Genomic DNA, 18,892 nt, shown 5'->3' on the forward strand with positions numbered 1-18,892 from the left:
GCTCCACTCTCCGGGTTCAAAGCTCCATCTTTCGACCTTTAAGCTCTACCTTCCAAGTTCAAAGCTCCATAGTCCAAGTTCAAAGCTCCACTCTCCGAGTTCAAAGCTCCACTCTCCGAGTTCAAAGCTCGACGTTTTGACTCTTAAACTTAATCATCCGAGTTCAAAGCTTGATCTTTCAAGCTCAAAGCCTCATCTTTCGAGTTCAGAGCTAAATCTTTTAAGTTCAGATCTCAACTTTTAACCTTAAAGGTTCAACATTTTAACCTTAAAGCTCCATCTTCCAACCTCACTCCTCATTCCTCATCCCTCATCCCTTCTCCACCGAGGTTTCGGCATGAAAACACACGATCGCAAACCACCCCTCAAACAAGCATCCATTCTGATGCAGCGGAGTACATCAATCTCGTTCGGCGAAATTCTGACGATGGCGATCGAGGCACTCTGGAGCAACAAACTTCGCACGGTGCTCACCATGCTGGGCATTGTTATTGGCATTACGGCGGTCATTGCGGTGACGGCGATCGGTCAGGGTACGCAGAAATCGACGGAGCAACGCTTGCAATCCCTTGGTACTGACATTTTGCAAGTGCAATCGGGTGCAGCCAGAAGTGGATCGGTGCAGCAGGGTGCGGGAAGTGCCACCACCCTAACGTTGGAAGATGCTCAGGCGATCGGGCAGCAGGTGATTGGCGTTGATCGTGTCTCGGCGTTCTTGCAGCAAAACGCGCAGGTGGTTTACGACCAAAACAACAACTCCATGACCATCATCGGCACGGATGTAAATTATCCCGATGTGCGAAATACACACCCACAAACGGGCCGATTTTTCACGCAAGAAGAAGTGGATGCTGCCTCGCCTGTAGCAGTTCTGGGGCCTACTGCTCGTGATGAGTTGTTGGGGACAGGCAGCACGGCTGAAGGTGCCCAAATCCGCATTCAAGGGCAAACCTATGATGTCATCGGCGTGATGGAAACGAAAGGTTCACAAGGCCCCCAAAGCCCAGATGAACAAATTTATCTGCCACTCACCAATATGTCTGCTCGCCTGGTGGGAAACAATGCGGTGAAAGGCATTGCCATTCGGGGCGTTTACGTCAAAGTCAAAAGTCAGGATCAGCTCGATGCAGCACAGTATCAAATTACAAATCTTCTGCGGGTACGGCACGGCATTTTTCCAGAGAAAGGCAATAAAGATGATTTTCGGATTATCAATTCAGCCGATGTGATTGAAACGTTGACCAGCACCTCGAAGCTGCTTACGGTGATGGTTGTGGCGATCGCGGGTATATCCCTCATCGTTGGCGGCATTGGCATCGCGAATATCATGCTGGTGTCTGTGGTGGAACGCACGCGAGAGATTGGAGTTCGTAAAGCGATCGGTGCCACCAGCATCGCCGTTCTGAGCCAGTTCCTAGCCGAAGCGGTCGTGATTGCCGCATTGGGTGGCGTGATTGGCATTGGTCTGGGTGTGGCGATCGCCTTTGCTGCTGCCAATCTCTTCAGCTTCCCATTCGTCTTATCAATCTGGGCAATCCTCCTTGGTTTTGGCTTAACCTTCGCGATCGGGCTGGTGGCAGGCGTGATTCCTGCACGGAATGCGGCGCAGTTAGACCCGATTACGGCGTTGAGGAGCGATTGAGCTAGGGAGTAGGGAGTAGGGAAGCAGAGGGGGCAGGGGAAGCAGGGGAGGCGGTTGAGGAAGTGGGCTAGAGGTTTCGATATAGCGAGAGGTTTGTCGCTAGGGTTGATTGAAATTTGCATCATCGACCCATGCCGAAACTGAAAAGGTTTGTAATTCCCCTGCTGCTTGCGTCTCCCTTAGTTTTGCTTCTCACTCACTGTAGTGTTGGCAACCCACTACCAATCCTAATTGGGAAAAAGATTTGGCTCAATAGAGACGACAGTCTTTTGAGAAATGAGGTGAGCCGCATGATTCCAATCGGTAGTTCCATCATGAATGCGAAATGGCTCTTGGAATTTAATGGATTTCAATGTGACTACAAGAAGGCTTCTGATCCGACAGATGGTTATCTTTCCTGTGAGCAAACACAATCTTACCTGGTATGCGCCATAACCTATAAAACTGCTGTTATGTCCGTCAAAAATGCAGTTTCACGTATTGAGTCATCAACTGGAAACTACTGTCTCTAGCTTCCCTACAGCACAAAACCTTTTGTCCGCATAGGTTACGCTCACCTTTTCTGATGTGTCAGAACAGCTTTACCCATCCTACAACTGCTTCCCCTGCCTTCTCCGCTCCCCCTGCTTCCCCTGCTCTCCTCATGTGCAAACTACTCATTAAAAGGATTACTCAACATGGCAACCATGATTTGGATGGAAGACATTCGGAAAACCTATCGACTGGGTGAAGTAAATGTGCCTGTACTCAAGGGCATTGACCTATCCATTGAAGAAGGCGAATACGTCGCCATTATGGGCATGTCGGGTTCGGGAAAATCGACGCTGATGAACATTCTTGGCTGTCTCGATCGCCCCTCTGCTGGACATTACCTTCTCGAAAACAGAGATTTAACCACGCTCACCAATGATGAACTGGCGTACATCCGCAATCGCCGGATTGGGTTTGTGTTTCAGCAATTCAACCTGCTGCCTCGTGCCACTGCGCTCGAAAATGTGATGCTGCCAATGGTGTACGCTGGTGTGCCCAAAGCCCAGCGGCGACGACGAGCGGCGGAAGCATTGGCGCACGTTGGTTTAGTCGATCGCATGAATAACCGCCCCAATCAACTTTCGGGAGGACAACAGCAGCGAGTCGCGATCGCTCGTGCCCTGGTCAACCGTCCTGCGCTGGTGCTGGCAGATGAACCCACAGGGGCTTTGGATACACAGACTTCTCAAGAAGTGATGGATTTAATGACGGAATTGAATCAACAGGGCATCACGATCGTCATTGTGACGCACGAACTGGATGTGGCGAACCAAACCCATCGCACAATCTACGTCAAAGATGGTTTAGTCACCCGTCCCGCAGCCCTGGCACATTAACTACTGACCACTAACTAATCAATCCACTTCCATCACGTTCCCAAAGTTCTATAAATTCGTCGAAATCGCTTGCACGGGACAGGTAGGAATGCACTGCTCACACACAATGCAGCGCGATCGCGTGAAGGTGAGCTTAAACGATTCTGAGTCAAGCTTCAGGGCCTCAGTCGGGCACACACCTGTGCAAAGCCCACAATGCACACAGGTTTCTTCATCAATCATGATCTCGCGGTTAGAAAACGAAACGCCAATGTCTTGCGATCGCATCCAGTCAAGGGCTGCATCCAGTTCGTCAATATCCCCAGATAGCTCAACGACGAGCTTGCCCACCTGATTGGGCGCAACCTGAGCGCGAATGATATTCGCCGCCACATTAAAATCCTTTGCCAATCGATAGGTGACTGGCATTTGAACCGATCGCTTTGGAAAGGTGAGCGTAACTCGCTTTTTCACAGTCTCAAACGTAAAGTGACTCTATCTTATCGATTTCTACAGAAAAGCTGGGGATTATACCGATTTAAAGAATGACGGCTACAGATCAATCGGTGGGTAGGGGCAAGGCATTGCCTTGCCCCTACAAGATGTGTCGCATTTTCAATTCAAATTGGTATTAGAGCGTTGATTTTTCAGTTGTGCCACTGAACCAGAGAGGTTTGAATTCCTCCCTCTGCTTCCTCCGCTCCCCCTGCCTCCCCAGCCCTTCCTATTCAAAAACCTGCGGCGTAAAGCTGCCATGCAACCCATAAGGCACATGATGCTTGAGATGTAAACGGGCGATCGGCCCCCGATGCAAATCGCGTGCGTCTAGAATCACGACATCCGATCGCTCATGTGCCGAGTCATAAACCAGCGTGAGCAACCAGCCATCATCCTCTGCTCCAACCAGATCTGCTGACGGCAATCCATCCTTAAACGCAGCAGAGGCGCGCGGCACAAAGATGGGTTCGCTGACGTAACCGTGTGGTGCTGCACTCCAAAGCTGTCGTTTGTCTGTTTCCACATCAATCTTGGCGATCGCCTGTAGTGGTGCATTTCCTTCAGGTGCATGAGCTGCCCCCATGAAGACGTAATGGTGCGATCGACCCGCTTTCGCCGGATGCACGTAGGGAAACTCACAACAGCGGCTTTCCACCAATTCACGCTGCACTGCTTGAGTGGTCAGGTTCACGTGAAACCGCCAGAGTTGCCCTGGAGTTAAGGCTGCAAAATCTGTTTGTCTAAAATCAGCGTCAGCCTCCACAGCGGGTAACGAACCGTAGCAGACCGAATCGATTACGATTTCATCTCCTTGCTCAAACGCATTGGCATGGTGAAACACAAAGCCAGCGTGAGTCTCAAAGATTCGAGCCTTGAGTGCGTCGCGTTGAGCCGCTGATGCTGTGTGTCGTGGAATCACCACAATCCGCGTTGGTTTTTCAGGATTGAAGGTGATGCATTCGCCAGCACCGCGTTTGCCTAACAGAAACGGTAGTGGGTTAAAGCTGACGGGATTTTGAAAGAAGATGGCGTAATTGGGCGTAATGGCAAAATCGTGAATGAAGGCAAAGCCCGGTGTGGCATGGGAATGCTTTCGCAGCAATTTGCCATCAGGATGGAACTCAAACAGCGTAATGGTGGAAGATAATCCTGGCTTGATGGAAAAATTGACCAGACAAGGTGCACCGTCATCCTGATTGCAGGCAGGATCAATCCAGGGATGAGCTGCAAAGGCAGCACCAGGCTGCAACACGCCATTCAGGTGATCGAGTCCCAACGTCTCTAGTGTGGCAGGGTCAAGCCGATGCGGTTCAGCCGCTTCCCACAGTGCCAGCAGCTTTCCACCCCAGTAAAGAATGTTGGTGTTCGCAATGTTTTTGAGGCGAAAATCAAAGGCATTTGCCAGCCATCCACCCGGCTTTTGCGTCCCAAACACGCCACGATAGAGGATGCGTCCTGCGGCTTGTTCTGCAACATACCCCTCGGTGCGAACGAAGCGATTGCGAAAGTGGGCACGCCCGTTGTCGAAGGCGATCGCGCAAATCATCCCATCTCCATCAAAGGGATGATGAATCGTCTGCCCATTCACATCTAGCATCCCTGGCCCATTACGGAACAGGGTACCGTGCAGTTCAGGCGGAATTTTGCCTTCAACGTCATCGATCCAGTAGTCAAACTCTTGCTTGAGAGAACGGTAGCCCTTCTGCCATCCTTCGCGATTGTAGGAAAGCGTCGGCGGCACGGTCGATGCGCGTTCGTTGAGCTGGAAGCTTTGCATAGAAACCAGGAAAGTTTTTAGATTTTGGTTTTTGGTTGTTGGCAAGCAGGAGCGAGGAGTCAGCTTTAACCTTATGCCCTTTGCTTTTAGCTTTTAGCCTTCATCCCTCATCCCTTATCCCTTATTCCTTCCCCTTACTCTTCCCCCACAGGTTCAATCTGTCGTGACTTCGGCATAAATTCAGTCATTAAATCAGGCAAAAACGGTTGCCCTAGATGCCTGGAAGCGGAAGAGTCGGCTTCGATGACGGGGACTGAATGTAGCGTTGTCGCTAATGCCGCTTCGGTGGTCTGCTCAGCGCGAGGTAGCCAACCCAAAAACGGTAGTGGCAAGAGTGTCGAGAGGTTGGTAATGACGACCAAAAGCGCCAGATTGCTGAAGTTGTTTTCGGTGATGCCTAGCCAGTGCATCAGGAAAGCGCCCGATTCGTAAGACAGTAGCCCAGCCAGATTGACTACCGACATTAGCAGCGCAAAAAAGGTTGCTTCAACACCAGGGGGACAAAGCCTTGCAGCCAAGACCAGAATCGGCATGTAGGCAATCTGACCCATAACCGTCAAAATCAAATTGTCGCCCAGGCTAAACCAGCGATCGTCAATGCCCAGTGTCCGGTTCGCGTGCGTCACCAGCAGCAGGGTTGTCATACCTAACGCCGCCGAAATCACCGTAGACCAGCCAAAGATGACCCGAAACGGCACGGTTTTCAAAAAGCGCTGAAAAAACCAGATGCCTAACAGCGAGGCTAAACTTGTGACGAGCCGCACGCGCCCTAAGAACTCTGGTTCAAACCCTAACTCATTCGTGGTGAAGAAAAAGAACGCAGATTCAGCGGTTGGCATGGCTTGCCAGAGGAAGAGAAATGCTGTTGGCATCCAGATCGATTTCTGGCTGACGGCCTGACGAAGTTGCACAAACTGCTCACACACCAGCGACCAATTCATCCGCTCTGTCACACGCGTTTCGGTGATCAACCATGCCACCAGGGAAACAATCAGTGGAAAGGTTGCCGTAATCCCAAAAACCGTGCGAGTGCTAAAGTTTTGCAGTAAAGAGCCGCTGAAATAGGCTGTGAGAATGCCACCAAGCGCTGAGGTACCCCAGCAAAGCGACTGGAGTGAGCCAGCCTTACCAAGGGACTCGCCCCGCGCCCGTTCCACAACCAGGGAATCCACAATGACATCGCTAAAGGCAACGGAGAGCGAACCCAGCGCGATCGCCGCTGTTGCAGCCCAGGCAGAATGGACGATCGTTGACAAAGCCACCCAGGAAAGCACTCCTAGTAAGCCTGACAAAATTAAATATGGTCGTCGTCGGTAGCCAAGAATCGGTAAACCGTCCGAGATAAAGCCGAACAATGGCTTCACCATCCACGGTAGAGCCGCAATCCCAGCCAAAGCAGACACCTCAGCCGGACTCAGCCCCAGTTCATCCTTCAAAAAGAAGCTGACCGCCAAACGCGCTAACCCCAGAATGCCCTGTACAAAATACACCAGCAAAATGGCAATCAGCTCGGCGCTTGGTTCATTCCCCAAAAAGATCTTCTCGGTGAACGATGCTTTCAGTCTGGCTAAACCAGTTGTGGAAACAATCATTGATAATTTGTTACAAACGTTTATCAATTCAGCCCCTATCATAACGCTTGATTACAGGAGAGGCACTGTTTACTCTTTCAAGCTGCCCAATTTGCGTTCATGGTGATACATTTTCTTCTTGATTGCGTCAGCGTTGAGCATGCCAGCATTGACAAACATCTCTAAGAGCCTTGCCAGTAAAGCTGATTTTTGCATGACGGCTAAATTTGAAGAAGTGTGAACATCAAGAGCAACTATTACGTTATGTAAACGAAATTTGACGAATGGCTCTTCACTTACCTGTCTGAATGAACTTGCAAACAGGCACATTTTTCCAGAAATGATGCCGCCTTACGCTCTGCATCGGGATTGTGGGTATGGGCTGGAGTGGGTCGGATGATGCCGTTGAAGAGATCGTCCAAATCGTAGGGAGTGAAATAGTGCCACACCCCCTGAGCATTGCAGCGCACGCCGATCGCTGTTGCTGTATGAAGCCAGTCGGCAATGCCATCCTCAGTGCTTCTGTAGGGTCTGCGACCAGCACGCCAACGGGCAAAGCTGGCCTGGTTCTTGACATCAAACACGTAGTCAGGAAAGTGCCCGGTCAGAATTGCTTTCGCTACCAATTCTTGATCACGGTTCCCCTGCGCGTCAAAAAACGCCAGATCAAAATCTTTAATGGTCAAGGCACAGTTGCGTCCAAAGCGCGATCGCCACACCGTATTCCGCACAGCCCCTCCTGCCAACCACCAATCGGGTAAATGAAGCTGAGCCATTGCTGGCAGCACCATGCCAACAGGCGATGCAGCCAAAATCTGGTGGAGGCGATCGGATAAGGGATGAATTAAGGACTTAGGCATTGATTAAAACTTCGGAGGTTTAGGCAACAACATTGGCTAGTTGCTTGTTTTTGGGTTCAATCCTTCGAGGTTCGGGTAAGCCCATAGGGCTTAAATCTAGAGGCTGTTTTGCACTAGAGGCTGTTCTGCACTAGAGGATGCTAAGGCCGCATCACACCGATGCAAAAAATTCATAAACAGAAATGTTTTGTGACTAAAGATACGAATTTTTGTGAATAGCCAGCTTACGTTAACTTCAACAAGCGCATGCAAAGTAAATCAGTTGCTGAACAGAATTTGGTTGACGCTGAACAATCTGGTTTGTTTTTAGCTGATTTCATAGGTACAAGCATAGCTTGAAGTGCAGACCCAAGGGACAAGTCTTATGACCAGCACAGTGCCAGCAACGAGTCTCAATAAGTTTGAAAAACTCAAAGCTGAGAAAGATGGTTTGGCCGTCAAGGCAGAGCTAGAGCATTTTGCTCAAATTGGCTGGGAAGCGATGGATGAAACCGATCGCGACCACCGTTTGAAATGGATGGGTGTCTTTTTTCGTCCGGTGACTCCTGGCAAGTTTATGATGCGGTTGCGCCTGCCCTGCGGCATTCTGACCAGTGCCCAGATGCGTGTGCTGGCAGAGGTTGTGCAGCGCTACGGCGATGATGGGAATGCCGACATTACAACACGCCAAAACTTGCAGCTACGGGGCATTCGCATTGAAGATGTGCCGGATATTTTCCGTCGGTTTGAAGCCGTGGGGCTGACCAGCATTCAGTCTGGGATGGATAACGTGCGTAACATCACGGGTTCACCTGTAGCAGGTATTGATGCGGATGAACTGATTGACACGCGCGATTTGATTCACCAGGTGCAAGACCTGATTACCAGCAAGGGGCAGGGCAATCCAACCTTTTCCAATCTGCCGCGCAAGTTCAATATTGCGATCGCAGGCTGTCGTGATAACTCCGTGCATGCGGAAATTAACGACATCGCCTTTGTCCCTGCCTATAAAGAGGGCAACCTGGGCTTCAATGTGCTGGTTGGGGGCTTCTTTTCGGGCAAACGATGTGAAGCCGCGATTCCTCTAAACGTATGGGTTTCACCCGATCAGGTCGTCGCGTTTTGCGAGGCCATTTTGATTGTCTATCGAGACCACGGCTTACGGGCCAATCGCCAAAAAGCGCGCCTCATGTGGCTCATTGACGAATGGGGCGTAGAAAAACTTCGTGCTGCCGTGGCAACGCAGATGGGTCAAACGCTGCAAAGCGAGGCCGAAAAGGATGAAATTCTTTGGGAGAAACGCGACCACATTGGCGTGTATGCTCAGAAGCAACTGGGGCTGAACTATGTCGGACTCCATGTGCCGATCGGTCGCTTATTTGCCGCCGATATGTTTGACCTGGCGCGGTTGGCTGACGTGTATGGCAGCGGTGAGATTCGGCTCACGGTGGAACAGAATGTCATCTTGCCAAACGTGCCCGATTCTCGCCTAGAGTCACTGCTGCAAGAGCCTTTGCTGACCAAGTTTTCGATTAAACCTGCAACGCTTTCTCGATCGCTTGTTTCCTGCACGGGTAGCCAGTTTTGCAATTTTGCCCTGATTGAAACGAAGAATCGCGCCCTGGCCTTAATCAGCGAACTGGAAGCTGAGTTAGATACTCCCAACCACGTCCGGATTCATTGGACGGGCTGCCCCAACTCATGTGGACAACCTCAAGTTGCCGACATTGGTTTGATGGGCACAAAGGTTCGCAAGGATGGGAAAACCGTTGAAGGCGTGGATATCTACATGGGTGGCAAAGTCGGCAAGGATGCTGTACTCGGCACCTGTGTCACCAAAGGTATCCCCTGTAGCGATCTCAAACCCGTACTGCGGGATTTGTTGATGCAACACTTTAGTGCCACACTGCGCCAGCAAGTGGGCGTTGGCAACTAAATTTTGGTATTGCTTGCCGCGATCGTGCAGTCGTGAAGATATCTTCGCGCTGAAGCACCGACAGCGGTGACAAGCATAGGGTTCAATCAGAACTCAAGCGTTTATTTAAGATATTAGGAGCATTGATGATGGCCCGGTTCTCAAGAAGGAAGTTCATTCTCACGACAGGCGCAACGGCTGCGACTGCCCTGTTTGTCAACGGCTGCAAATCGTCTAAATCAGCCAAAAATGAAAGCACGTCGGCTGCCATTCCAGCCGTTAATATCAGTGCTGCCGATGCGCCCGAAGTCACCACAGCCAAATTGGGCTTTATTGCGCTGACGGACTCTGCACCGCTCATCGTCGCCAAAGAAAAGGGCTACTTTGAGAAATACGGCATGAAAGATGTCGAAGTGGTTAAGCAAGCCTCTTGGCCTGTCACCCGCGATAATCTGGTGCTTGGCTCTGCTGGCGGTGGGATTGACGGCGCACACATCCTGTCTCCCATGCCCTACCTGATCTCAACAGGCAAGATAACGAAAGGCAATAAGGTGCCAATGTATATCCTGGCTCGTTTGAACGTTGATGGGCAGTGCATTTCCGTTGCTAATACCTACAAGGACACCAAGCTGGGCTTAGATAGCGCTCCCTTAAAAGATGCTTTCTCAAAAGCGAAGTCAACGGGTAAAGAAATTAAGGCCGCGATCACCTTTCCAGGTGGCACTCATGACTTGTGGATGCGCTACTGGTTGGCAGCAGGTGGCATCAACCCTGACAAAGATATTTCCACCATCCCAGTCCCGCCACCGCAAATGGTTGCCAATATGAAAGTTGGCAACATGGAAGCCTTTTGTGTGGGAGAACCGTGGAATGCCCAACTGGTCAACCAGGGCTTAGGTCTGACAGCATTAACCACTGGAGAACTCTGGAATAACCATCCCGAAAAAGCCTTTAGTATGCGGGCTGATTGGGTAGACAAAAATCCCAAAGCGGCCAAAGCGCTGTTAATGGCTGTACAGGAAGCGCAGATCTGGTGCGATAAGCCAGAGAACAAAGAGGAGATGTGCAAGATTATCTCCAAACGAGAATGGTTTAAGGTGCCTGCCAAAGACATTGTGGAACGGGCGCAAGGTAAGTTTGACTATGGCAATGGCAAGGTGGTTGAAAACAGCCCTCACCTGATGAAATTCTGGGCTGAGAATGCCTCCTACCCCTATAAGAGTCACGATCTCTGGTTCTTAACCGAAGACATTCGCTGGGGCTACCTGCCTGCTGATACCGACACGCAAAAGCTGGTGGATGCGGTCAACCGCGAAGATTTGTGGAAAGAGGCGGCAAAGGCGATCGGGCAGACCGCCGCTATTCCCAAGAGCACCTCGCGCGGTGTGGAAACCTTCTTTGATGGAGTCAAGTTTGATCCGGAGAACCCCGGCGCTTATCTCAAGAGCCTCAAAATCAAAAAGGCTTAGGGTATTAGATTGCAGTCAGATTGTCTGTGAACGGCTGACTGCAACCCGTTTCCATCGTCCACCCGTTCAAGCCTCCCGCGTTTGAACTGCAAATTTCATCCTCTTCTACATCACAACACCTGCAACCCATTTGGAGTAGACCTGGAACATGGCAACAAGACTAGACTTTGGTACTGCCAGAAGCGCCTTTCCACAACGCCTTGCCACTCTTATTGGCAAGCAAGCAAAGGGGGTAATCCCATCGGTGATTGCGCTAGGCGTATTTCTGCTTGTGTGGCAACTCTTGACATCTGGAGAAGGTGCCAGTCTGCCTAGCCCGTTGAAAGTGTTAGAAGAAACCTGGGATCCACTGATTATTGATCCCTTTTTTGATAGTGGTGGTTCAGACGTGGGGCTGTTCTGGCAGCTTGCCGCTAGCTTAAAGCGCGTGGCGATCGGCTATACCCTGGCAGCCGCCGTTGGCATTAGCGTTGGAATCTTAATTGGGGCGGTGGTGCTGCTTTACCAGGCCGTTGATCCCATCTTTCAGGTTTTGCGGACGATTCCACCGCTGGCATGGCTACCCATTTCGCTGGCAGCGTTCCAACAGGCAAATCCATCTGCCATTTTCGTGATTTTCATTACGGCAATCTGGCCCATTATTATTAACACGGCGGTGGGCGTGCAGCAGATTCCACAGGACTACACAAACGTGGCGAAGGTGTTGCAACTCTCAAAAGTGGAATATTTCACCAAGATTTTGTTGCCTGCGACTGTGCCGTATATTTTCACCGGGTTGAAGATTGCGGTGGGGCTGTCGTGGCTGGCGATCGTCGCTGCCGAAATGCTCACAGGTGGCGTTGGCATTGGCTTCTTTATTTGGGATTCCTACAACAGCGGCAACCTCAGTGAAGTGATTCTAGCCGTCATCTATGTCGGCATTGTGGGGTTGCTGTTGGATAAGTTGATCACGTTTATCTCCTCACTGGTTGTTTCTGGAGAGCAGAAATAGCCGCAGTTAATGCTCAAGAATGGGACTCAATGAGTTTTCCTGCTTGAGCCATTCGTTTCGGCTGCACGTTCTTGCCACCCTTCATCTTGTCACCCTTCACCTCCTCTAGTTGCCATGTCTTCCTTTGTTGAAGTTGACCACGTTGATCAGGTTTTTCCGTTACCGAACGGGCTGAAGTACATCGCGCTCAAAAACATTACGCTTGATATTACAAAGGGCGAATTTATTACGCTGCTAGGTCACTCTGGCTGTGGCAAATCGACCCTGTTGAATATCATTGCTGGGTTGAACAGTCCAACGCAGGGCGGGGTAGTGCTGGAGGGACGGCAGGTGTTAAAACCTGGCCCCGATCGCATGGTGGTGTTCCAAAACTATTCCCTTCTGCCCTGGCTGACTGTGCGAGAGAACATTTCGCTGGCCGTCAATCGAGTGCTGAAAGACTTACCAGCCGACGAGCGCAAAGATATTATCGAACGCCACATTGATCTGGTGAAGCTTCGCCATGCGGCTGACAAAAAGCCAGGACAGTTGTCGGGTGGCATGAAACAACGGGTAGCGATCGCCCGCGCGTTGTCCATTCGCCCCAAATTGCTGTTGCTAGATGAACCCTTTGGAGCCTTGGATGCTCTGACCCGCAGCAGCTTGCAAGATCAGTTGATGCAGATTGCCGATGAGCATCAGTTGACCTGTGTGATGGTGACACACGATGTAGACGAAGCGCTGCTGCTGTCCGATCGCATCGTCATGCTCACCAACGGTCCTGAATCTTACGTTGGGCAGGTGCTGGATGTGCCATTTACTCGTCCACGTGATCGCCTGAAAGTGGTCAACCATCCCAATTACTACGCGTTACGGGCAGAAGTGGTTTATTTTCTCAACCAGCAAAAGAAAGCGAAACAGCGTAAGGTTGTGCAAACTGCCGCGATCGCCCGTAATGGCTTGGAGAAAGTTAATCTGGAGCTTGGCTTTGTACCGCTAACTGACTGCGCGCCACTGGTGATTGCCAAAGAAAAAGGCTTCTTCCAGGCGCATGGGTTAGAGGAGGTGACGCTTTCACGGGAACCCAGTTGGAAAGCGATCGCCGAGGGCGTAGCCACTAAGCGTCTGGATGCTGCGCAAATGACAGCCGGAATGCCACTAGCCATGACGTTAGGGATGGGTGGCAAAACCCCGTTACCAACGGTGACGGGCTTAGTGCTCAGTCGCAACGGCAATGCCATTACGTTGAGCAAACAACTCTATGACGCTGGCGTGCGAACATTGCCTGACTTTAAGGAGGCGATCGCCGCTACACCTGATGAGGTGCGGACTCTGGCCGTGGTGCATCCCTCTTCTATGCACAACCTATTGTTACGCCACTGGCTAGCATCGGGTGGCATCGATCCAGATACGGATGTGAGCCTCACCGTCATTCCACCCGCTCAGATGGTCGCAACGATGAAGGCCGGTAGCATCGACGGCTACTGTGCAGGCGAACCCTGGAACTCCCACGCCGTTCGCGAAGGTCTGGGCTTTGTGGTTGCTACTGACCTCGACATCTGGGCAGGGCATCTAGAGAAAGTGCTGGGCGTGCGCGAAGATTGGGCCAATCAGTACCCACAAACCCATGTGGCGTTGGTGAAAGCACTCCTGGAAGCCTGCGAATACTGCGACGATCGCCGCAATCGCGAAGAACTGGTTGAACTTCTGAGCCGACCAGAATACGTTGGCACAGACCCAGCCTACATTCGCCCCGGTTTGCTTGATCCCTATCTTCGGAGTCTGGACGCCGAACCAGAAAACCTCCCGCGCTTCAACCAGTTTTACGTCGATCAAACCAACTGCCCCTATCGCGTCGAAGGGCTGTGGATTATGACCCAATTTGCTCGTTGGGGCCTCACTCCCTTTCCTCGCAACTGGGTTGACGTGCTCGATCGCGTGCGCCGAGTCGATGTCTTTGGTGAAGCCGCACGCGACCTCGGTTTGTTAGATGTAGAACCCAATCGCGGCCCCATTCATTTCAGCGATGGGACGGTCTTTAATCCTGATGACCCCATCGGCTATCTCAATCACTTGACCATCAAACGTGACATCCGTATTGAAGAAATCGCGATCGATGCCCTAGCAACAGCGACGGTTTAGGGCAAGAAAGAAGGCTGAAGGCTAAAAAGCTGACCGCTGTCCGCTCAAACCCTAAAGGTAGAAGGCAAGAAGGTTGTTGGTTTTGAGTTTTTAGAAGGATTCAGGAACAGTTCATGCACTAGCAACCAACAACTGGTTCAACTCAAAACTCAAAACTCAAAACTTTCATCCCTCACGCCTCTCCCCCACTCCTCCCCCCACTCTCCATCCCTATGCAAACAATCAACAGCGCCCTCCTAGAACCGAAGCCACCGATTACGTCTGAACCGTTTTTGGTCATTGAAAACCTGACCAAAGCCTATCCCACCGCTGGTGACGACTATGTGGTGCTTGATGGGATTAATCTAACGGTGAATGAAGGTGAGTTTGTCTGCCTCATCGGTCATTCGGGCTGCGGCAAATCGACTTTGCTAGATATGGTATCGGGCTTCCGGGAGCCGACGACGGGGGAAGTCCGGTTGCGCAACCAGCGGATCACAAAACCCGGCCCCGATCGCATGGTAGTGTTTCAAAACTACTCGCTTCTACCGTGGATGACAGCCTTTGAGAATATTTATTTGGGCGTTCATTCGGTTTGGCCTGATAAGCCCAGAGCGGAGAAAGAGAAGATTGCAAACGACCATTTAGCGCTGGTTGGGCTGACCGAAGCGGCCCACAAAAAGCCAGGACAGCTCTCTGGTGGCATGAAGCAGCGAGTTTGCATTGCCCGTGCGCTGGCGTTGCGCCCTCAGGTGCTGGTGCTAGATGAACCCTTTGGCGCACTCGACCCGATTACGCGAGAAGAACTACAAGAGGAACTGCTCAAAATTTGGATGGAGTATCGTGTGACCGTCTTGATGATTACCCACGACATCGACGAGGCACTGCTGCTGAGCGATCGCCTGGTCATGATGACCAACGGCCCCGCAGCGAAAATTGGCGAGGTTTTGACCATTCCCTTCGCACGTCCGCGCGATCGCACTCATGTGATGGAAGATCCCAAATACTACGAGCTACGCAACTATGCGCTGGACTTCTTGTATCACCGCTTTGCCCATGATGACGTAGAGTAGCGGCGATCGTTCTTGAGCGTGAGTGTTTGCGTGTGTTGCCTGTTTGCGGTTCAGCCCCCTCTAGAACAAATAAACAGCCATTAGCTATGGTTCAGACCTCTTCCACACTGCCTGAAAACTTGCCCGATCGCATCCTTTGCTATTACGAGAACGCCACCAATCAAGTGCAAATTGCCCGCATCATTAATATTCCTAACTGGTTGTTTGAGCGCGTCGTGTTTCCCCGACAGCGCCTGCTGTTTGAGGCCCTGCCTGATGCACTCCTAGAAGTGCGGACTCACAGCAGCACCATACCCCTGTTAGACCACATTCCATGTCTACGCTTGCAGGTGAGGGAATACACGCGTCCGCTGCTGAATCTCTCCGATGCAATCGATGGGTAGCGCCGATGACTCACCCCATCCGAACCCTCTGTCCCTACTGTGGCGTTGGCTGCGGTCTCGAAGTATCGCCTCCAGCTGTACCAGGTAAGACTGTAAATCGCGATAAACAGGGCACTCCCATCTGGCAGGCGCGGGGCGATCGTGCGCATCCTTCCAGTCAGGGAATGGTCTGTGTTAAGGGTGCCACCATTACTGAGTCCTTGCACAAAGATCGTCTGCTGCATCCAATGGTGCGTGACTCGCTAGAGGAGCCGTTTCGCCGTGCTACTTGGAATGAGGCGTTGGGGCGTGTGGTCGATCGCATCCAAACCGTTCGCGCCACTCAAGGAGCCGATGGGCTTTGTATGTATGGCTCTGGGCAATTCCACACTGAAGACTATTACGTGGCGCAAAAGCTGATGAAAGGCTTTCTCGGCACTAATAACTTTGATGCCAACTCGCGCCTTTGCATGTCTTCAGCCGTCGCGGGCTACGTGCAAAGCTTTGGTGCCGATGGCCCACCCTGCTGCTACGACGATTTAGACTTAACGGACTGTGCGTTTTTAATTGGCACCAATGCGGCAGAGTGCCATCCCATTGTGTTTAATCGCCTGCGGAAGCACCACAAGCAAAACAAGCACGTCAAGCTGATCGTGGTCGATCCCCGCAAAACCCAAACAGCGGAGGCGGCTGATTTACATCTGGCGATCGCACCCGGAACCGATATCGATTTGCTGAACGGGCTGGCCTATTTACTGCTTTATCGGGGCTACCTGGATTCGGTTTTTGTGTCCAAGCACACCAACCATTTCACCGCGTTTGCAGAAGTCATTGAAGACTACAAGCCAGAAACGGTCGCGAAGCGCTGCGGTATTTCAGTGGAGGATCTAGAAACCGCCGCACAGTATTGGGGCGAATCCAAACGGGTGCTTTCGATGTGGTCGATGGGGGTCAACCAGTCCAGCGAGGGGACGGCAAAGGTGCGATCGATCATCAACCTGCATCTTATGACGGGGCAAATTGGTAAACCAGGTGCTGGGCCATTTTCACTCACCGGACAACCCAATGCGATGGGTGGGCGCGAGGCAGGGGGCTTGTGTAACCTTTTACCGGGTTATCGACATGTGAAAAACCCGCAGCACCGCGCCGAAGTGGAGCAATTTTGGGGTTTGAAGTCAGGACAAATCTCGGCTGAACAGGGACGCACCGCCTGGGAGATGATCACGGGGCTTGAAGACGGAGCCGTCGGCTTTCTCTGGATTGCGGCAACAAATCCAGTGGTGAGCCTGCCGGATCTGGAGCGCACTAAACGAGCGTTGTTGCGATCGCCCTTCACCGTTTATCAAGAAGCTTACTACCCCACCGAAACGTCAGCTTATGCCCATGTGCTGCTGCCTGCCGCTCAGTGGAGCGAAGCCCCCGGTACCATGACCAACTCTGAACGGCGCGTGACGCTCTGCCCCCAGTTCCGCACACCACCGGGTGAAGCCCGTGCCGATTGGGTGATTTTTGCCGAAGTAGCACGGCGATTGGGCTTTGGTAAACCCTTTACGTTCAACGGGGCTGCCGATGTCCATGCTGAGTTTGTGCAGTTAACGCAGGGTCGCCCTTGCGATATGTCAGGGATGACCCACGATCGCCTGCGCCACGAAGGCCCGCTGCAATGGCCCTGCCCTCAAGGTGAGGAAGAAGAGGGGACACGGGATGAAAAAGGACGACTGCGCTTTCCCTCGTTTATTCGTAATCCCCATAAGCCAGCAGTCTCTCGCTTCGCGGCCAAGCGGCTCTATGGCGATCGTCAATTTCATACACCTGATGGTCGCGCCCGCTTTGCCGCCTGTCACTCACGCGGTTTGGCTGAACCCCCCGACGACACCTATCCCTATGTGCTGACAACGGGCAGGCTCTACGGTCACTGGCACACGCAAACACGCACCGGACGGGTTGATAAGATTCGGCAGATGTACGATGGCCCGTTTCTTGAGATTCATCCCCGCGATGCCGCCGCGATCGGGGTTGAGAACGGCAACTGGCTGGAGGTACGATCGCGCCGAGGGACTGCCCGTTTTCCAGCCAAAGTCACTACGGCCATTGCGCCCAAAACCGTCTTTGTACCCATGCACTGGGGCGCACTCTGGGCAACCAAGGCCGAAGCTAATGCCCTTACCCACCCCGAAGCCTGCCCAGACTCCTTTCAACCGGAGTTAAAAGCCTGTGCAGTGGAGTTGGTAGCGATCGACTCTAAAGGCGTCGCCTCAGAGACGGATGACACCACTGATCCGTTAAGTTCATTGCTGCCCCCGCTTTCTGTCTCATAGCATCTGATGGATGCTGACGGGAGGCTGCGACAGATGAAGTCCGAAACCCGTTGTAGGCTTTGCTTTCTCGAAGGGTAACGGGTTGCAAGACTCTTGTAATCCTTTGAGGAGGACTCCGTTCTATGAGACCACACGTTCAGGGCAGGGCGGGGTAAGCGATTGCTGAAAGATTTGTCAGTCAACCAGGCTAAAAGGTCTGTTTAAGCTTGTGGGCTTTGCTCCCACATTTTTTCTAGGAGTTTAATTTGCGCTTCCAGAGTGGCTACACGGTATGCCTGATAGCGATCGTGCAGAAAAAGCCCTAAACCAAAACCAACGGGAAGGACAAAGTAGAGAATGCCAAGCAAAGCATTTGAAATTTGCTCCATTTGCGTTGCGCTTAAGCCATGACTAACCGTTGCTGAAGTGCTTACGTTAGCAGGCATCGCTTTGGGCAAAGCTGGCACTCCATTCTGTGGTGAGTTCTCATTCGTGCGACACATCAAGCCTTGAGAATCAGCTATACAGGTGGGTGCTTGTAAGGATGGTTCTACCGCCTGTTCAGATTGAGCAGCGGCCATTGGCGCGATCGCCACGATGCCTACAACTGCTAAACCAACTGCCAAAACGTTGAGCCACCGATGTTTACTTGCAAACCTGGCTCTAATAGGATCCACCTTGAAGTTAGACGCTGTTTGACCAGGCACAGCTTGATTGAACAGGGTGCTGAGATGCCTTGGAGGGCTAATCTGTTTTTGCAAATTAGTGAAAAGCATTTTTCACTCGAACTTTAAATTTATTTCTGTATCTAACAATACCAATTATCTTATTTCAACGCAATTCATTTCTTCACTCCACAAACCTCACCTTCTGACCCGATTATTCAATCACGGCAGAAATCATGTGTTACCGACTTAAAGAGATTGCATGGCCGCTAGTCTACAGGGGCGTTACCTGCAACGTCCCTACAAACCAGTCAACAAGAGGTGAACTTAAATGGGTTAGGACTTAC

General features: G+C 51.7%; 14 protein-coding genes. 9 read left to right on the forward strand and 5 right to left on the reverse strand.

Features of this window, described 5'->3' with window-relative positions; all coding sequences use genetic code 11:
• The first annotated feature begins 337 nt into the window (after positions 1-337).
• Positions 338-1,642, forward strand: coding sequence for an ABC transporter permease (locus AC5JLP_RS11430; protein ID WP_496068062.1), 1,305 nt, complete (start codon positions 338-340; stop codon positions 1,640-1,642).
• A 677-nt stretch (positions 1,643-2,319) separates the two neighbouring features.
• Positions 2,320-3,009: an ABC transporter ATP-binding protein gene (locus AC5JLP_RS11435; protein WP_496068063.1), complete on the forward strand. Its 690-nt coding sequence runs from the start codon at positions 2,320-2,322 to the stop codon at positions 3,007-3,009.
• A 48-nt stretch (positions 3,010-3,057) separates the two neighbouring features.
• Here AC5JLP_RS11435 and AC5JLP_RS11440 read toward each other — a convergent pair whose 3' ends face one another.
• From AC5JLP_RS11440 to AC5JLP_RS11455, 4 genes are all read right to left on the reverse strand, one after another.
• Positions 3,058-3,462 (reverse strand): NIL domain-containing protein, encoded by a 405-nt coding sequence (locus tag AC5JLP_RS11440; protein ID WP_496068064.1) that lies wholly within the window; start codon positions 3,460-3,462, stop codon positions 3,058-3,060.
• A gap of 250 nt (positions 3,463-3,712) precedes the next feature.
• The gene (locus AC5JLP_RS11445; protein WP_496068065.1) at positions 3,713-5,263 is read right to left on the reverse strand and encodes a carotenoid oxygenase family protein; all 1,551 of its coding nucleotides are present in this window, start codon (positions 5,261-5,263) and stop codon (positions 3,713-3,715) included.
• Positions 5,264-5,397: 134 nt separating this feature from the next.
• Positions 5,398-6,855, reverse strand: a complete 1,458-nt coding sequence (locus tag AC5JLP_RS11450; protein WP_496068066.1) for a folate/biopterin family MFS transporter — start codon at positions 6,853-6,855, stop codon at positions 5,398-5,400.
• A gap of 275 nt (positions 6,856-7,130) precedes the next feature.
• Positions 7,131-7,694: a nucleotidyltransferase family protein gene (locus AC5JLP_RS11455; protein ID WP_496068067.1), complete on the reverse strand. Its 564-nt coding sequence runs from the start codon at positions 7,692-7,694 to the stop codon at positions 7,131-7,133.
• A 364-nt stretch (positions 7,695-8,058) separates the two neighbouring features.
• On the opposite strand from AC5JLP_RS11455, the gene AC5JLP_RS11460 reads away from it, so the two are divergent.
• The 7 genes from AC5JLP_RS11460 to AC5JLP_RS11490 all read left to right on the forward strand — a co-directional run bounded on the left by AC5JLP_RS11460 (position 8,059) and on the right by AC5JLP_RS11490 (position 17,901).
• Complete coding sequence (locus AC5JLP_RS11460; protein WP_496068068.1) at positions 8,059-9,609, forward strand: ferredoxin--nitrite reductase; 1,551 nt, start codon at positions 8,059-8,061, stop codon at positions 9,607-9,609.
• 125 nt (positions 9,610-9,734) lie between these two features.
• A complete protein-coding gene (locus tag AC5JLP_RS11465; protein WP_496068069.1) occupies positions 9,735-11,057 on the forward strand; it encodes a CmpA/NrtA family ABC transporter substrate-binding protein in 1,323 nt (440 codons plus the stop codon).
• A gap of 148 nt (positions 11,058-11,205) precedes the next feature.
• Positions 11,206-12,048 carry a nitrate ABC transporter permease gene (gene ntrB, locus AC5JLP_RS11470; RefSeq protein WP_496068070.1) on the forward strand — a complete coding sequence of 281 codons (843 nt, stop codon included), beginning with the start codon at positions 11,206-11,208 and terminating at the stop codon, positions 12,046-12,048.
• 114 nt (positions 12,049-12,162) lie between these two features.
• The gene (locus AC5JLP_RS11475) at positions 12,163-14,169 is read left to right on the forward strand and encodes an ABC transporter ATP-binding/substrate-binding protein (RefSeq protein WP_496068071.1); all 2,007 of its coding nucleotides are present in this window, start codon (positions 12,163-12,165) and stop codon (positions 14,167-14,169) included.
• A gap of 212 nt (positions 14,170-14,381) precedes the next feature.
• Positions 14,382-15,221 (forward strand): nitrate ABC transporter ATP-binding protein, encoded by an 840-nt coding sequence (locus AC5JLP_RS11480; protein WP_496068072.1) that lies wholly within the window; start codon positions 14,382-14,384, stop codon positions 15,219-15,221.
• A gap of 86 nt (positions 15,222-15,307) precedes the next feature.
• Complete coding sequence (locus tag AC5JLP_RS11485) at positions 15,308-15,604, forward strand: DUF1830 domain-containing protein (protein ID WP_496068073.1); 297 nt, start codon at positions 15,308-15,310, stop codon at positions 15,602-15,604.
• Between the two features lie 5 nt (positions 15,605-15,609).
• Positions 15,610-17,901 carry a molybdopterin oxidoreductase family protein gene (locus AC5JLP_RS11490; protein ID WP_496068074.1) on the forward strand — a complete coding sequence of 764 codons (2,292 nt, stop codon included), beginning with the start codon at positions 15,610-15,612 and terminating at the stop codon, positions 17,899-17,901.
• Between the two features lie 200 nt (positions 17,902-18,101).
• Here the strand turns inward: AC5JLP_RS11490 and AC5JLP_RS11495 are convergent, their stop codons facing one another.
• Complete coding sequence (locus tag AC5JLP_RS11495) at positions 18,102-18,506, reverse strand: hypothetical protein (RefSeq protein ID WP_496068075.1); 405 nt, start codon at positions 18,504-18,506, stop codon at positions 18,102-18,104.
• Between the last annotated feature and the right edge of the window lie 386 nt (positions 18,507-18,892).

The sequence above is a fragment of the Stenomitos rutilans genome, from assembly GCF_059505485.1.

What these genes read in the sequence shown, in the direction of transcription:
- AC5JLP_RS11435 (WP_496068063.1), top strand. Translation starts at nt 2,320, where the DNA reads ATGGCAACCATGATTTGGATGGAAGACATTCGGAAAACCTATCGACTG.
- ntrB (WP_496068070.1), top strand. Translation starts at nt 11,206, where the DNA reads ATGGCAACAAGACTAGACTTTGGTACTGCCAGAAGCGCCTTTCCACAA.
- AC5JLP_RS11465 (WP_496068069.1), top strand. Translation starts at nt 9,735, where the DNA reads ATGATGGCCCGGTTCTCAAGAAGGAAGTTCATTCTCACGACAGGCGCA.
- AC5JLP_RS11475 (WP_496068071.1), top strand. Translation starts at nt 12,163, where the DNA reads ATGTCTTCCTTTGTTGAAGTTGACCACGTTGATCAGGTTTTTCCGTTA.
- AC5JLP_RS11490 (WP_496068074.1), top strand. Translation starts at nt 15,610, where the DNA reads ATGACTCACCCCATCCGAACCCTCTGTCCCTACTGTGGCGTTGGCTGC.
- AC5JLP_RS11450 (WP_496068066.1), bottom strand. Translation starts at nt 6,855, where the DNA reads ATGATTGTTTCCACAACTGGTTTAGCCAGACTGAAAGCATCGTTCACC.
- AC5JLP_RS11485 (WP_496068073.1), top strand. Translation starts at nt 15,308, where the DNA reads ATGGTTCAGACCTCTTCCACACTGCCTGAAAACTTGCCCGATCGCATC.
- AC5JLP_RS11460 (WP_496068068.1), top strand. Translation starts at nt 8,059, where the DNA reads ATGACCAGCACAGTGCCAGCAACGAGTCTCAATAAGTTTGAAAAACTC.
- AC5JLP_RS11455 (WP_496068067.1), bottom strand. Translation starts at nt 7,694, where the DNA reads ATGCCTAAGTCCTTAATTCATCCCTTATCCGATCGCCTCCACCAGATT.
- AC5JLP_RS11430 (WP_496068062.1), top strand. Translation starts at nt 338, where the DNA reads ATGAAAACACACGATCGCAAACCACCCCTCAAACAAGCATCCATTCTG.
- AC5JLP_RS11445 (WP_496068065.1), bottom strand. Translation starts at nt 5,263, where the DNA reads ATGCAAAGCTTCCAGCTCAACGAACGCGCATCGACCGTGCCGCCGACG.
- AC5JLP_RS11480 (WP_496068072.1), top strand. Translation starts at nt 14,382, where the DNA reads ATGCAAACAATCAACAGCGCCCTCCTAGAACCGAAGCCACCGATTACG.